The following is a 14303-nucleotide window of genomic DNA, read 5'->3' as shown; positions in this document are numbered from 1 at the left end:
TCTAGCGGATGGTGGTACCCCGCACCTTGCCCTTGCAGTAGCAGACCGAGCCGATGGGCTGAGGCTTCGGCAGGGTGCAGATACCTTTGAGGGTTTGGCAGCGGGAGCCGTATTCCTGCTGGGCCACGCGGTCGTGCTGGGCCGCGCGCCCGCTTGCGCTCGTCCTGACCGTTGCGCCCTGGGACCGCACGCGCTCCGCGGCGACGGCTGCGCTGGAGGCGATGGACACGGCCTCGCCCGCGCGCCGTGCCTCTGACCGTTGCAGCCCGGCCTCTGCCGCCGTGAGCCGGGCTGGGGCGACAGGGGCTGGGGCGACGGGGGCTGGGGCGACGGGGGTCGGCGCCGGCACCAGCTGGGCCGTGTCGGCGGAGGCGTCAGCGTGCAGAGCGGCAGGCGCGGCCGGCTCGGGTTCGGGTGCCGGTGCTTGCGCCGAGGGGAGGGCGGGCGCGGGCGCCTCTGGCACGCCGTCCGAGCCCCATGGGCTGGGCAGCAGCGTCGCCGCTGCCCAGCCTAGGCCGAAGGCCAGTACGGCTGTGAAAAAATAACCTTTGATCATGTATCTGGGTGCAATTGCTCAGATAGTCTGTAGGAGTCTAGCACAGCGCGCCTGGCCCTCCGGTGCACGGCAGACAGCGGCCGAGCGGAGCTCGGCGCCCCCAGGCTCGGCGCCCCCGGGCTCGGCGCCCCGGGCGCGGCGCCCGCTGGGACGGTCGCGGGCGCGGGCGGTGCTTCAGAAGGCCCGCGACATTCGCCAGCGCTGGTAATTGGGCTCATCCAGGTAGGCCTTGCTGCTGACGTAGTTCAGCACGTTGCGCAGCCGATAGAAGCCCACCACGGAGTCCACCCGCAGGATCTCCCGCCCGTGCTCGTCGAAGAAGAGCAGTGACGGCGTGTAGAAGATGCCGAGCGCCCGGGCCCAGGCCCGGGCCGTGGTGCGCTCGCCGGCTGGGGTGACCACCGGTGTGTCGGACCAGATGTCCAGCTGCACGCTGTCGAATTCGCCGAACTGGCGCCGGATCTCCGCCTGATCCAGGGCCTCGCCGTGCAGCACGTCGCAGGCATGGCAGTCGCCCTGCTCGAAGAACACCACCAGCGGGCGCTCGCTCGGTACCTCGGAGCGGTCCAGATTGTAGGGCGACGCGTCGAAGAAGTCCTGGTCGTTGAGGTCGGCGGGGCCGAAGACCATGCGGTTCTCGCCGCGGGCCAGGTAATCGCGGAAGGACTCGCGTTGGTAGTGGTCGTCGGCGACGTACTCCAGCGCCGCGCGAAACTGGTAGGGCGGATAGTAGCCGCGCAGGCGCAGGGCCTCGGCGCCGGTCTCGTCGTAGAACACCAGTGACGGCGTGAAGTTGGTCTCCTCGCGCAGCGCGAAGTCGCGCTCGCTGAGCGTGTTGCCCGTAAGGTCCGTCACCTCGGCGACGCCCCAGATATCCACGGGCACGATGTCGAAGTGCTTGCGGGTGTACTTGACGATGTCGGGTGCGCCGAAATTCACGTCCATCAGCTTGTGGCAGTAGGCGCAGCGGCGCTGGCCGAAGTAGACCACCAGGTCCTTGCCGGCCCCCACCGCATCCGCGTGGTCGTCCGGCAAATTCAGGAAGGGCTCCTTGAACCAGTCCGGATAGGCGAGCGGCTCGGCGCGGGGCTCGTCGTCCAGGGCGAGCGCGGATTCCACCGACTCATCGACGCTGGCCGCAGCGGTGCCGAGGGTCAAGCCCACCAGCAGGCCTGCCAACAGCCCCAGCGGCGCAGCAATGGACATGCGGTCGCGGCCGGTGGACTGCTGTGACGCGCGGATCATGGCGATACCTCCACTCAATCAGGCGTGGCCTCGCGGCTCGGGCGGGGCGACTTTGGCGTTGTTGTTACTCGGTCGGCGCGCGGCGGTCAGCCCGCGGGCTCCGCCACCGCCGCCAGAAAGCGCTGCACCAGGAACAGGGCCGCGATGGAGCGGGCCTCGGTGAAGTCCGGGCGCGCCAGGAGCCCGTCGCTGTCGGCGAGCGGCCAGGGCACCACCTCGATGGGCTCCGGCTCGTCGCCCGGCAAGGGGTCCGGGTGCAGCTCGCGCGCGAGCACGATGCGGGTGCCGTGCTGGATGTATCCCGGGACAACACTGACGCGGTGGACCAGGTCGAGCCGGCCGGCGGCGAGGCCGAGCTCCTCGCGCAGCTCGCGCCCGGCGGCGCTGAGGAAGGGCTCGTCCGCGTCCACCACGCCCTTGGGGAAGCCCAGCTGGTAGTCGTCGCTGCCGGCGGCGTACTCCCGGGCAAGCAGCAGCCGGCGGTCGGCGTCCAGCGGGACGATCATCACTGAATCATGCCCGCCCAGGATGCGCTCGAAGGTGCGCCGCGCGCCGTTGGCGAAGGCGAGGTCCACCGCCTCGACCCGGAAGATGCCCGACTGCGCGGCGAGCCGCCGGGCCAGGACACGGGGTTTCTGTCTCGTCATCGGCCAGGTGCTCCCGGGGTGATCAGTGCGCTGCGCAGGATGCTGCGCGGTCGGGTATTCTGCGCGGCATCCGGCTTACGTCCAACCATCGCCAGCGGGTCAGCATGTCTCAGCGCAACAACCCCGCACCGCCGCGCGAGCCGGTGCCCGCCAGGACGCCGGCGCCGGCGCTCGACTGGACCGCCATCGACAGCGTCTTTCTGGACATGGACGGCACGCTGCTCGACCTCTATTACGACAACCACTTCTGGCTGGAGCATGTGCCCAGGCGCTGGGCGGACAAGCTCGGGGTCAGTGTGCGCGAGGCCAAGGCGGCCCTGCTGCCGAAATACCGGCGCATCCAGGGCACGCTCGACTGGTACTGCGTGGACCACTGGAGCCGCGAGCTCGGCCTCGACATCGCGCTGCTCAAGGCCGAGGTGGAGCACCTGATCGCGGTGCATCCCCATGTGCCGGACTTCCTGGATGCGCTGGCGGCCCGGGGCAAGCGCCGCGTGCTGGTGACCAACGCGCACCAGAAATCCATCGCGCTCAAGTTCCGGCGCACACGCCTCGGCGGGCAGCTCGACCGGGTGATCTGCGCCCATGACCTCAAGCTCGCCAAGGAGTCGCCGGGCTTCTGGGACCGGGTGCGGGAGCTCGAGCCCTTCGACCCGGCGCGGACGCTCTTCGTGGACGACAACCTGGACGTGCTGCGGGCGGCGCGCGACTATGGCTTCCGCTGGCTGCTGGCGGTAAGTGCGCCGGACTCCCGGGCGCCCGAGCGGCAGATCCACGACTTCCCGGCGGTGGCGCATTTCGCCGAGCTGCTGCCGCAGCTGCGCTGACGCTGCCGGCACCCGGCCGAGTGCGTGACCAGCTGGCGACCGCTCAGGTGGTGGGCTCCGCCGCGGGCTTGCGCCGCCGACGGCGGCGCTTGGGCTTGGCCTGCCCGTCTGCGGCGGCTTGACCCGGCCCGCTGGCGGCGGCGGGCGCCGGGCGGTCCTGCCCCGGGCCGGACGCCGGTGGCTGATCTGTGCCGGCGTCGCCGCCGGCAGGCTTGCCCCGCCCGCGCGGGCCACGCCCGCGACGTGACTCGCCGCCCTGCTCGCGGCGGCCGCCCCGCCCGTCAACCCGGCGCTCGCCCCGGCCTTCCGTGCGTCGGTCCTTCGGACGGCGCGGCACCGGCACCCGGCTCTTGGGGTCCACCTCGGCGAGCATGTCGGCGGTGACCTCGCCGACCGGGATCTTCATGCCGATGTAGGCCTCGATGTCGGGCAGGCAGAAGGCGTAGGTCTCGCAGACGAAGCTGATGGCGTCCCCCGCCTCGCCGGCCCGGGCGGTGCGGCCGATGCGGTGGACATAGTCCTCGGCATCCTCCGGCAGGTCGTAGTTGATGACGTGGGAGACGCCGGGGATGTGCAGGCCGCGGGCGGCGACATCCGTGGCCACCATCACCGGCAGCTCGCCGGACTTGAACTCGGCCAGCAGCCGGAGCCGCTTCTTCTGCGGCACGTCGCCGGAGAGCATGGCAGCCTCGACACCGTTGCCCTTGAGGTAGCCCCAGACGCGCTCGCCCTCGCGCTTGGTGTTGATGAAGACCATGATGCGCCCGTCCTCGAGCTGGCGCACCAGCCCGAGCAGCAGCGGGATCTTTTCGTCGTTGGCGACCATGTAGCAGGCCTGCTGCACCCGGTCGGCGGTGACCTGGTCCGGCGCGATCTCCACCATCTGCGGATCGTTCATGTGCTCGTAGGCGAGCTCGGTCACGCGGTAGGAGAGGGTTGCCGAGAACAGCATGCCCAGGCGCTCCGCCGGGCTCGGTAGGCGGCGCAGCACGAAGCGGATGTCCTTGATGAAGCCGAGGTCGAACATCCGGTCCGCCTCGTCCAGCACCACCACCTGGACGGAGTTGAAGTCGAATACCCGCTGCTTGTAGTAGTCGATGAGCCGGCCCGGGGTGCCGATGAGGATATCCACGCCGGCGGCCAGGTCGTCGCGCTGCTGTTGATAGCCCGTGCCGCCGAAGACCAGACCGAGCCTGAAATCCGTATGCCGACCGATGACTTCGGCATCTTTGTGGATCTGCACGGCAAGCTCGCGCGTGGGTGCGAGGATGACCACCCGGGGCTGGCGCGGGCCCTCGCGCTGCTCGGCCGGGGGATGCGTCAGCAGGTGCTGCATGGCCGCCACCAGAAAGGCGGCGGTCTTGCCGGTGCCGGTCTGCGCCTGGCCGGCCACGTCCTGGCCTGAGAGCGCGAGGGGCAGCGTTTGGGCCTGGATGGGCGTGCAATGACTGAAGCCCGCATCGGCGAGCCCCTGAAGAATGGCCGGGTCGAGGTCGAAGCTGTCGAAGCGGACGTCGGTGAGGTGGGTCTCTGACATGGAATCCTGCGGCTTTGCCGGTGCACCCGGCTGGACCCGCGCCCGTGGCGCGACGGCGCCGGCGGCGTCTGCACCACTGCGCATTGCCGCGGGCTGATGCGGCGTTTCGCGCCGACGGGCCGGGAGGGGTTGCAAATCTTGATATCTTTGGCTCAAATAGCATCTTAACCCTTGGGGCGATAACAACGCCAACCCGCCCGCCCTCCCATCTGATTCCGAGTCCGAGCCGGCCCGGCCGCACAGCATGACGTGCACCGGTGCAGCCAGACCTCAGGCAGCGAGACGGCCCGGTGGCCCTGCGGGCGTCGTGAGCGCGAGCAGCCGGCTTCTGCCGGGATGACGCCGTAACCTGCGACACCGCAAGCCCGGGGGATGCTGCTCACGGCAGTGATTCCTCAGGCGGCCACCCGCCGCAAACCCACACCCGAGCGGAGACCAACCAGAAGTGACCGATCGTATCCTGGACGTGACGGACGACACCTTCGAGGAGGAGGTTCTCAACTCCTCCGAGCCCGTCCTGGTGGACTACTGGGCGAGCTGGTGCGCCCCCTGCAAAATGATTGCCCCGCTGCTGGAGGAAATCGCCGAGGAGTACGCGGGCAAAATCAAAATCGCCAAGCTCGACATCGACCAGAACCGCGCCGTCACAGAGCGCTTCAAGGTCCGCGGCATCCCGACGCTCATGCTGTTCAAGGGCGGCGAGCCGGAGGCCACCAAGGTCGGCGCCGTGTCCAAGTCGCAGCTGACGGTCTTCATCGACAGCAATCTTTGATCGCGGCTGAAACGCGGTCGGCCCGCAGCCGTCGCCCCGCGGGTCGTCCCCGAATCAAGGTCGCCGCCCCCGGCTGGGGCCGCGACCGCCGCAGCCGCAGGAACGACGCCCCGGGTCTGACCCGGCTCCGCACAAGCTCCGCCCCGGGCGCCCCGGCAGGACAGCCGCACAACCCCGCCACCGCCGGCACAAGCCGCAGCATCACGCTCCCACGCCGCGGCCCCGACACCACCGGCGCCCAGCCATCCGGCGCCCACCAACCGGTGGCCCATCGCCATCAAGCACGACGCAATGAATCTTACAGAGCTCAAGAAGATGCCCGTTCCACAGCTGGTGGAGCTGGCGCAGTCCATGGAGATCGAGGGCATCGGCCGCTCGCGCAAGCAGGATCTGATCTTTGCGGTCCTGAAGGCCAGGGCCAAGCGGGGCGAGGACATCTACGGCGACGGCGTGCTGGAGATCCTTTCCGACGGCTTCGGCTTCCTGCGCTCGGCCAATGCCTCCTACCTCGCGGGGCCGGACGACATCTATGTCTCGCCGAGCCAGATCCGGCGCTTCGCGCTGCGCACCGGCGACACCATCTCCGGCAAGATCCGCCCGCCCAAGGACGGCGAGCGCTATTTCGCGCTGCTCAAGGTCGGCGACATCAACTTCGACCGCCCCGAGGCCGCGAAGAACAAGATCCTGTTCGAGAATTTCACGCCGCTGTTCGCCCAGCAGCGGATGCAGCTGGAGATCGGCAACGGCAGCACCGAAGACCTGACGGCGCGCATCATCGACCTCGTCGCACCCGTCGGCAAGGGCCAGCGCGGCCTCATCGTCTCGCCGCCCAAGGCCGGCAAGACCATGATGCTGCAGAACGTCGCCCAGTCCATCGCGCACAACTATCCGGATGTCTACCTCATCGTGCTGCTCATCGACGAGCGGCCTGAGGAGGTCACGGAGATGTCCCGCTCGGTGCGCGGCGAGGTGGTCTCCTCCACCTTCGACGAGCCCGCCACGCGCCATGTGCAGGTGGCGGAGATGGTCATCGAAAAGGCCAAGCGCCTGGTGGAGCACAACAAGGACGTCGTCATCCTGCTCGACAGCATCACCCGCCTGGCGCGGGCCTACAACACGGTGGTGCCGTCATCGGGCAAGGTGCTCACCGGCGGTGTGGACGCCAATGCCCTGCAACGCCCGAAGCGCTTCTTCGGCGCCGCCCGCAACGTGGAGGAGGGCGGCTCGCTGACCATCATCGCCACCGCCCTCATCGACACGGGCTCGCGCATGGACGACGTCATCTATGAGGAGTTCAAGGGCACCGGCAACATGGAGATCCACCTCGACCGGCGCATTGCGGAGAAGCGCATCTTCCCCTCCATCAACATCAACCGCTCCGGCACCCGCCGCGAAGAGCTTCTGATGAAGCCGGCCGACCTGCAGAAGATGTGGATCCTGCGCAAGATCCTGCACCCCATGGACGAGCTGGCGGCGGTGGAATTCCTGCTGGACAAGCTCAAGCACACCAAGACCAACGGCGAGTTCTTCGATTCCATGAAGGGCTAGGCGGCGGACGCCCGCCAGCCCACGGAACGCAGCCGCAGGGAGCCGCGTCATGTCACCGCAGCATGCACGCATCGCCGCCGCCCTGTCCCTGGGCGCGCTGCTGCTCGTCGCCGCGCTGCTCGCTGGGCAGGCCATCATGGACCTGCGCCGCATCCAGCAGCTGGAGACCGATCTCGCCGAGCTGCACGACGTCCGCTATGGGCTGCTGAATGCGGCGGTCTGGGTGGAGCAGTTGTCGAGCGTCCTGGCGCACAGGATCGACACCTTCGAGGTCACCGAGGCCAACCGCCCCGCCATCAAACGCAACATCGAGGTGGTGCTCGACCGCATTCTGGTGGAGGTCGAGGACTATCTGCGCCGGCGCAACGCCGGCGGGGACAACGTCTGGGAGCGCCTGGGCGGCGTGCTGCGCCAGGGCGTGCAGGACTTCCTGTTGGACTTCAACGAGCTGCGGGCACAGGTGCCGCGGTACGCCGATGCCGTCATCGAGGAGCTGAACCGCCCCGAGGCCCGCGCCGACCTGAAGGCGCGCCTGCTGCTGGCCCTGGACGCCGCAGCAGACGCCACCTTCACGGCCACCGACTTCAGTGACTTCGAGGCCGTGCTCGCCCGCCATCGCTGCGCCGACGCCGCCGCCTGCGAGCCGCGCCTGCGCTACGAGGCCGCCGGCCTCCAGGAGCGCGCGCGGGTCTTCGCACTCGGCGCGATGCTGGCGGTGGCCGTGATGTTTCTCGTCGCCTGGCGCGAGCGCCCGCACCTGCGCCCGGAGGTGATGGCCATGCTCACGATGGGCGCCCTGGTGCTGCTGGCGGGTGGTGTCGTCACGCCCATGATCGATGTGGAGGCACGCATCTCCGAGCTGCGCTTCGTGCTGCTCGGCGAGCCCATCGTCTTCACCGATCAGGTGCTCTATTTCCAGAGCAAGAGCATCCTGGACGTGGTGGAGATACTCGTGGATACGGGCGCCTGGGACATGATCTTCGTCGCCGTGCTCATCACACTGTTCAGCCTGGTGTTCCCGACGCTCAAGGTGCTGGCAGGCTTCCTGTACTACCTCGACTGGCGCGGGCTGCGGGCCAACGGCGTCGTTTACTTCTTTGCGCTGCGCTCCGGCAAATGGTCCATGGCCGACGTGCTGGTGGTGGCCATGCTCATGGCCTATGTCGGCTTCAGCGGTCTGGTGGAGAGCCAGCTCGCCGCCATGGCCGGCAGCGGTCGCGGCGTGGACGTGATCACCACCAACGGCACCGCGCTCCAGCTCGGGTTCTATCTGTTCCTTGCCTTCGTGCTGGCGAGCCTGGTGCTGTCTGCGCTGTTGGAGGCACGGGTCGGGAAACGCGCGAGCTGAAGGTCGTCTGCTGCCTGAGCGCCGCCTCAGGCCGTTGCCTCAGGCCGGCGCCTTCGACCAGCGAAACACCCGCATCGGCGGGATGTTCAGAAACTCCATCGCGATCTCCGGCGTGCCCAGGAACGGCTGCCCCAGGGCGCCGACCCGAGGGTTGAACTGGTAGGCCACAAAACGGCCGGCATCCGCCAGCACGTCCGCCACCTCCGCGAGGATCTGCGCGCCGACCTTCTGATCCATGGTGGAGAAGGGGATGCCGGAGACGATGGCGTCCGGCACACCCAGGCCATAGGACGCCGCGATCTGCCGGATATCCGCGGCGCTGCCGAGGTGGGCGACGAGCCGGTCGTCCTGGATGCGGCTCACCTGCTCGTGGAACAAAGGATTGATCTCGATGCTCAGCAGACGCGCCTGCGGCGCCATGGCTTGGAGCATGGCCTGCGTCATACCCCCGGTCCCCGGGCCGAGCTCGACGACGAAGCGGGCGGAGCCGATGTCCGCGGCACTGATGACGCGCTGCTCCAGGAACGCCGAGCTCGGGATGATGGAGCCGATCTGGAGTGGGTGCCTGAGGAACTGCTGCGCGAACAGCAGATGGCCGTTGGTGCGCTTACGCAAGGAGGGCTGCGTTGACATTGGAAGGGATTCCCCGCGGCTGACCGCTGTTGACGCCGCCCAGGCACGGTTTCGTCGAACGCCGGGCAACCAAATCGTCATCTTTCGACAAACCGGCAATGCTAGCATCCCGGCGCCGGCGGCGTGTCGACTGTGCGCCGGCGCTGATCCAACATGCGTGCAGACTCAGGGCGCAAAGCCCGCCCGGAACCGGCACACGCACCCCAAATCCCATCCGCGCCAAGGTGATGCAGCATGAGCGATGCAGACGACAACGCCGACATCAAGGCGTGGCTGGAGGCCGAGCTCGAGGACACGCTGGACGAGGACTACGAGCTTGAGATCTCCGAGCCCGCGCTGTCCATGGAGCTGCGCAAGCTCTATAAGCAAAAGCGCCCATCCGCCATCGAGCGCAAGACCTACTTCCGCGCCCTGCTGACCCTCCAGGCCGAGCTGATCAAGCTCCAGGACTGGGTGGAGCACACCGGCGAGAAGATCCTGGTGATCTTCGAAGGGCGGGACTCCGCCGGCAAGGGCGGGGTGATCAAGCGCATCACGCAACGGCTCAACCCGCGCGTGTGCCGCGTGGTGGCGCTCACCAAGCCGTCCGAGAAGGAGCGCACCCAATGGTACTTCCAGCGCTATGTGCCGCACCTGCCCGCGGGCGGGGAAATCGTGCTCTTCGATCGCTCCTGGTACAACCGCGCCGGGGTGGAGCGGGTCATGGGCTTCGCCACGCCGGAGCAGGTGGAGCAGTTCTTCCAGGACGTGCCGGAGTTCGAGCGCATGCTGGTACGCTCCGGCATCCGGCTCATCAAGTACTGGTTCTCCATCACCGACGAGGAGCAGCAGCTGCGCTTTTTGATGCGCATCCACGACCCGCTCAAGCAATGGAAGCTGAGCCCGATGGACCTGCAATCCCGCGTGCGCTGGGAGCAGTACACCAAGGCCAAGGAGGAGACCTTCGCCCGCACCAACATCCCGGAGGCGCCCTGGTACATCGTCGAGGGCAACGACAAGAAGCGCGCAAGGCTCAACTGCATCCATCACCTGCTGGATCAGATCCCATACCAGGACATCCCGCACGAGCCCATCAGCCTGCCGGACCGGGTCTTCAACCCGGACTACGATCGCGCGACCCTGCCGGACGAGCTGTACGTGCCGAGCCGTTACTGAGGACCGCGAGCCCAGGTCGATCGGACCGACGCCAGGAGGTGCGCCAGCCGCGCGGACAGTTACGGTGACGGTGTACTGAATAACTGGACGGCCTCCGATCCGCAGACGGGTCTATCGGACTCGCACCCGAGCCTATCGCCGCTTGGACTCCCACCGTGTCTGCGACGGCTTCCTGCACGGTGCCGTCGCTTGGTCGCAGGCGTGTACCGATGCGGTAACCCGCTGCATCGCGCGGTCTTGACGCAGGGACTGCGCCGCGGGCATCCGGCCAGCTACGTTAGAATTGCCGCAACGCAGCAACGCCAGAGCCTTTTATGTCAGCTCCCACCCAGCTACGCAACGTTGCGGCCAATCCGGCCGATACGCTCCGAGAACCCGGCGCCGAGCCGCCCCTCGCCCCCGCCGACACCGGCGCGACCACGCCCATCCCGACGCATCGCCTGCGCGAGATCCCCTACAACTACACCTCCTTCTCCGACCGGGAGATCGTCATCCGCTTCCTGGGGGAGGCCAACTGGCGGCTCATCGAGGAGCTGCGCGGGAGCCGCCGCACCGGGCGCTCGGCGCGCATGCTGTTCGAGGTGCTGGGGGACATGTGGGTGGTCACCCGCAACCCGTATCTTCAGGACGACCTGCTGGAGGACCCGAAGCGCCGCGCCATGCTGGTGGAGGCCCTGGAGCATCGCCTGGATCAATTCGAGCAGCGCCTCAACGACAACCGGAAGGCAGCCGACCTGCTGGCGGCGGCGCGGGCCTCGGTGAAGCGCTTCGCGGCCCATTTCGAGGCCGACAAGGAACTGCGCCGGCGCATCACCAAGCGCCTCGCCGGCATCACCCGCAGGGACAACATCAACTTCGGCGGCCTCGCCCGCGTGTCCCATGCCACGGACGCCACGGACTGGCGGGTGGAGATGCCCTTCGTCGTCATCACGCCGGACACCGAAGAAGAAGTCGCCCCCATTGTCGCCGCCTGCATCGACTGCGGCCTGCCCATCATTCCCCGCGGCGGCGGCACCGGCTACACGGGCTCCGCGGTGCCGCTGGACGCCCGCAGCGCCGTCATCAACACCGAGAAGCTGGAATCCCTGTCGGGCGTCGAGCGCATGGACCTGCCCGCGAGCGACGGCCGGGCAAGCCCCGAGAACGTGCCCACGGTGCGCGCCGGCGCCGGCGTGGTCACCAAGCGCGTCTCGGAACTGGCGGACGCCAATGGGCTTGCCTTCGCGGTGGACCCCACCTCCCAGGACGCCTCCTGCATCGGCGGCAATGTCGCCATGAACGCCGGCGGCAAGAAGGCCGTGCTTTGGGGCACGGCGCTGGACAATCTGGTGTCCTGGCGCATGGTGACGCCGGACGCCGACTGGCTGACGGTAGAGCGCCTGGACCACAACCTCGGCAAGATCCATGACGCCGAGACCGTGCGCTTTCGCATCAGCCGCTTCGCCCCCGACGGCCAAACGCCCAAGGGCAGGCCGGAAGTCCTGGAAATGCCAGGCCAGGCCTTCCGCAAGCTGGGGCTCGGCAAAGACGTGACGGACAAGTTCCTGTCCGGCCTGCCCGGTGTGCAGAAGGAGGGCTGCGACGGGCTCATCACCTCCGCCCGCTTCGTGCTGCACCGCATGCCGAGCCAGGTGCGCACCCTGTGCCTGGAGTTCTTCGGCACCGACCTGGATCGGGCCGTGCCCGCCATCGTCGAGGTGAAGGACTTCGTGGACCATCATCCGCAAGTCCAGATTGCGGGCCTGGAGCACCTGGACGAGCGCTATGTGCGCGCGGTGAATTACTCCACCAAGGCCAACCGCCGCGAGCTGCCGAAGATGGTGCTCATCGCGGACCTGGTGGCCGACGACGAAGACGCCGTCGCGCAGGTGGCCAACCAAGTCGTCCGCCTCGCCAATGCCCGCGACGGCGAGGGCTTCATCGCCGTGAGTCCGGAGGCGCGCAAGCGCTTCTGGCTGGACCGCGCCCGCACCGCGGCCATCAGCCGGCACACCAACGCCTTCAAGATCAATGAAGACGTCGTCATTCCGCTCGACAAGCTCGCCGCCTACAGCCGCGGCATCGAGCGCATCAACATCGAGCAGTCCATCAAGAACAAGGACGCCATCATGGCGGCGGTGCTGGACTACCTGAGCGGTCCGCTGGAGGAGGCCCGCCCCGTCGGCACCTACGCGTCCGAGTCTTCCGAGGAGGCGCGCAAAATCCTGACCGCCAAGCGCGAGGCGGCCATCGAGGTGGTCGAGCAGGCGCGCAACCGCTGGCATTCCATCCTGGAGCTGCTGGACGAGTCCGCCATCGAGCACATGGACCTGCTGCGCGAGCCGGAGCGGCAACTGGTGCACGCGAAGGACAGGCTGCTGGACCTGATGCTGCGCCGGGACCTGCGCCAGACCTATCGCAAGGAGGTCGCCAAGCGCCTGGACGAGATCTTCGCCGGCCAGGACCTGGCCCCGGTTCGCGCCAAGCTCGCGGAAATCCACAAACAGGTGCGCGACGCGCGGCTGTTCGTCGCGCTGCACATGCACGCCGGCGACGGCAATGTGCACACCAACATCCCGGTGCACTCGGACAACTACGCGATGCTCAAGGAAGCCGACCGCATCGTGGACCAGGTGATGACACTGGCCACGTCGCTCGGCGGCGTCATCTCCGGCGAGCACGGCATCGGCCTGACCAAAATCGGCTACCTGGAGCCCGAGAAGCTGGACGCCTTCGCGCGCTACAAGCAGCAGGTGGACCCGAAGCAGCGCTTCAACCCCGGCAAGCTCGCCAGGGACTCGGGGCTGGACGGCGCCTACACGCCGTCACTGCGCCTGGTGCAGCAGGAGGCCATCCTGCTGGAGGAGACCGAGCTCGGCGCGCTCAATGACGACGTCAAGAACTGCCTGCGCTGCGGCAAGTGCAAGCCCAAGTGCATGACCCATGTGCCCCGGGCCAACCTGGACTATTCCCCGCGTAACAAGATCCTCGGCACCGGGCTGATCATCGAGGCCTTCCTGTACGAGGAGCAGACCCGCCGCGGGCTGTCGGAGCGCCACTTCGAAGAAATGAACGACGTGGCGGACCACTGCACCATCTGCCACAAGTGCCTGAACCCCTGCCCCGTGGACATCGACTACGGCGATGTCACCATGCGCATGCGCCGCATCCTGGTGGACCGCGGCAAGAAGCGCACCAGCCCCGGCGCCGCCGCGGCCATGGCCTTCCTGAACACCCAGAACCCCCAGGCCATCAATCTCATGCGCAAGGGGCTCGCCGAGTGGGGCTTCCAGGGGCTGAACCTCGCCAACAGCCTCGCCAAGGGCCTCAAGCTCACCAGCCCCGCCAACGACAAGCCCGGCACCACCACCGGCAGCCCGAGCCCGGTGGGGCAGGCGGTGAACCTGGTGAGCCGCTCCATCCGTGTGGAGGTCCCCAAGCGCACCTTCCGCCACGAGCTGGGGCTGGAGGGTCGCTCGCGCGTGCCCATCCTGCGCGACCCGCAGGTGGCCGAGGACGCCGAGGCCGTCTTCTACTTCCCGGGCTGCGGCTCCGAGCGGCTGTTCTCCGACATCGGCCTCGCCACGCTCGCCATGCTCTTCGACGAGGGCGTGCAGACCGTGCTGCCGCCGGGGTATCTGTGCTGCGGCTACCCGCAACGGGCCGCCGGCCTGGAGGACAGCGGCAGGCAGATCACCATGGAGAACCGGGTGCTCTTCCACCGGGTGGCCAACACGCTCAATTATCTCGACATCCGCACCGTCATCGTCTCCTGCGGCACCTGCATGGATCAGCTGCTCAAATACGAGTTCGAGCGGATCTTCCCGGGCTGCCGGCTGCTGGACATCCATGAATTCCTGCTGGAAAAAGGCAAGCGTTTGGACAACGTCACCGGCGTTCAGTACCTGTACCACGACCCCTGCCACACGCCCATGAAGACCTACGAGCCAACGTCGGTCGCAAGCCAGCTCATGGGCCAGCAGGTGCAGCTGTCGGAGCGCTGCTGCGGCGAGGCCGGCACGCTCGGCACCGCCCGCCCGGACATCGCCAACCAGG

General features: G+C 68.2%; 11 protein-coding genes. 6 read left to right on the top strand and 5 right to left on the bottom strand.

The genetic code is table 11. From position 1 onward, the window contains the following. Position 1: 1 nt before the first annotated feature. The 3 genes from QZ607_RS21680 to nudE all read right to left on the bottom strand — a co-directional run bounded on the left by QZ607_RS21680 (position 2) and on the right by nudE (position 2448). Positions 2-556, bottom strand: coding sequence for a hypothetical protein (locus QZ607_RS21680; RefSeq protein WP_295887098.1), 555 nt, complete (start codon positions 554-556; stop codon positions 2-4). Between the two features lie 174 nt (positions 557-730). Then, on the bottom strand, positions 731-1744 hold the full coding sequence (locus QZ607_RS21675) for a thioredoxin fold domain-containing protein (protein WP_295887133.1): 1014 nt from the start codon (positions 1742-1744) through the stop codon (positions 731-733). 143 nt (positions 1745-1887) lie between these two features. After that, on the bottom strand, positions 1888-2448 hold the full coding sequence (gene nudE / locus QZ607_RS21670) for an ADP compounds hydrolase NudE (protein WP_295887097.1): 561 nt from the start codon (positions 2446-2448) through the stop codon (positions 1888-1890). A 104-nt stretch (positions 2449-2552) separates the two neighbouring features. Between nudE and yrfG the strand changes: the two genes are divergently transcribed. Further along, the gene (yrfG, locus tag QZ607_RS21665) at positions 2553-3275 is read left to right on the top strand and encodes a GMP/IMP nucleotidase (RefSeq protein ID WP_295887095.1); all 723 of its coding nucleotides are present in this window, start codon (positions 2553-2555) and stop codon (positions 3273-3275) included. Positions 3276-3318: 43 nt separating this feature from the next. Here the strand turns inward: yrfG and rhlB are convergent, their stop codons facing one another. Then, a complete protein-coding gene (gene rhlB, locus QZ607_RS21660) occupies positions 3319-4812 on the bottom strand; it encodes an ATP-dependent RNA helicase RhlB (protein ID WP_295887093.1) in 1494 nt (497 codons plus the stop codon). A gap of 445 nt (positions 4813-5257) precedes the next feature. On the opposite strand from rhlB, the gene trxA reads away from it, so the two are divergent. The 3 genes from trxA (at position 5258) to QZ607_RS21645 (ending at position 8480) form a co-directional block, all read left to right on the top strand. After that, on the top strand, positions 5258-5584 hold the full coding sequence (gene trxA / locus QZ607_RS21655; RefSeq protein ID WP_295887091.1) for a thioredoxin TrxA: 327 nt from the start codon (positions 5258-5260) through the stop codon (positions 5582-5584). A 291-nt stretch (positions 5585-5875) separates the two neighbouring features. Then, positions 5876-7132, top strand: coding sequence for a transcription termination factor Rho (gene rho / locus QZ607_RS21650; RefSeq protein ID WP_295887089.1), 1257 nt, complete (start codon positions 5876-5878; stop codon positions 7130-7132). A gap of 49 nt (positions 7133-7181) precedes the next feature. Then, a complete protein-coding gene (locus QZ607_RS21645; protein WP_295887087.1) occupies positions 7182-8480 on the top strand; it encodes a paraquat-inducible protein A in 1299 nt (432 codons plus the stop codon). Between the two features lie 39 nt (positions 8481-8519). Here QZ607_RS21645 and QZ607_RS21640 read toward each other — a convergent pair whose 3' ends face one another. Next, positions 8520-9113 carry a methyltransferase type 12 gene (locus tag QZ607_RS21640; protein WP_295887085.1) on the bottom strand — a complete coding sequence of 198 codons (594 nt, stop codon included), beginning with the start codon at positions 9111-9113 and terminating at the stop codon, positions 8520-8522. Between the two features lie 234 nt (positions 9114-9347). On the opposite strand from QZ607_RS21640, the gene ppk2 reads away from it, so the two are divergent. Together ppk2 and QZ607_RS21630 are read left to right on the top strand one after the other, a co-directional pair. After that, on the top strand, positions 9348-10268 hold the full coding sequence (ppk2, locus tag QZ607_RS21635; RefSeq protein WP_295887083.1) for a polyphosphate kinase 2: 921 nt from the start codon (positions 9348-9350) through the stop codon (positions 10266-10268). A gap of 314 nt (positions 10269-10582) precedes the next feature. Beyond that, positions 10583-14303 (top strand): DUF3683 domain-containing protein (locus QZ607_RS21630; protein WP_367268237.1); only part of this gene is annotated, 3721 nt, incomplete at its 3' end.

This window comes from uncultured Thiohalocapsa sp. (genome assembly GCF_913063425.1).
GTDB lineage: Bacteria > Pseudomonadota > Gammaproteobacteria > Chromatiales > Chromatiaceae > Thiohalocapsa.
The sequence above is the reverse complement of the archived record's forward strand: the minus strand, read 5'-3'. Positions and strand labels throughout refer to the sequence as shown.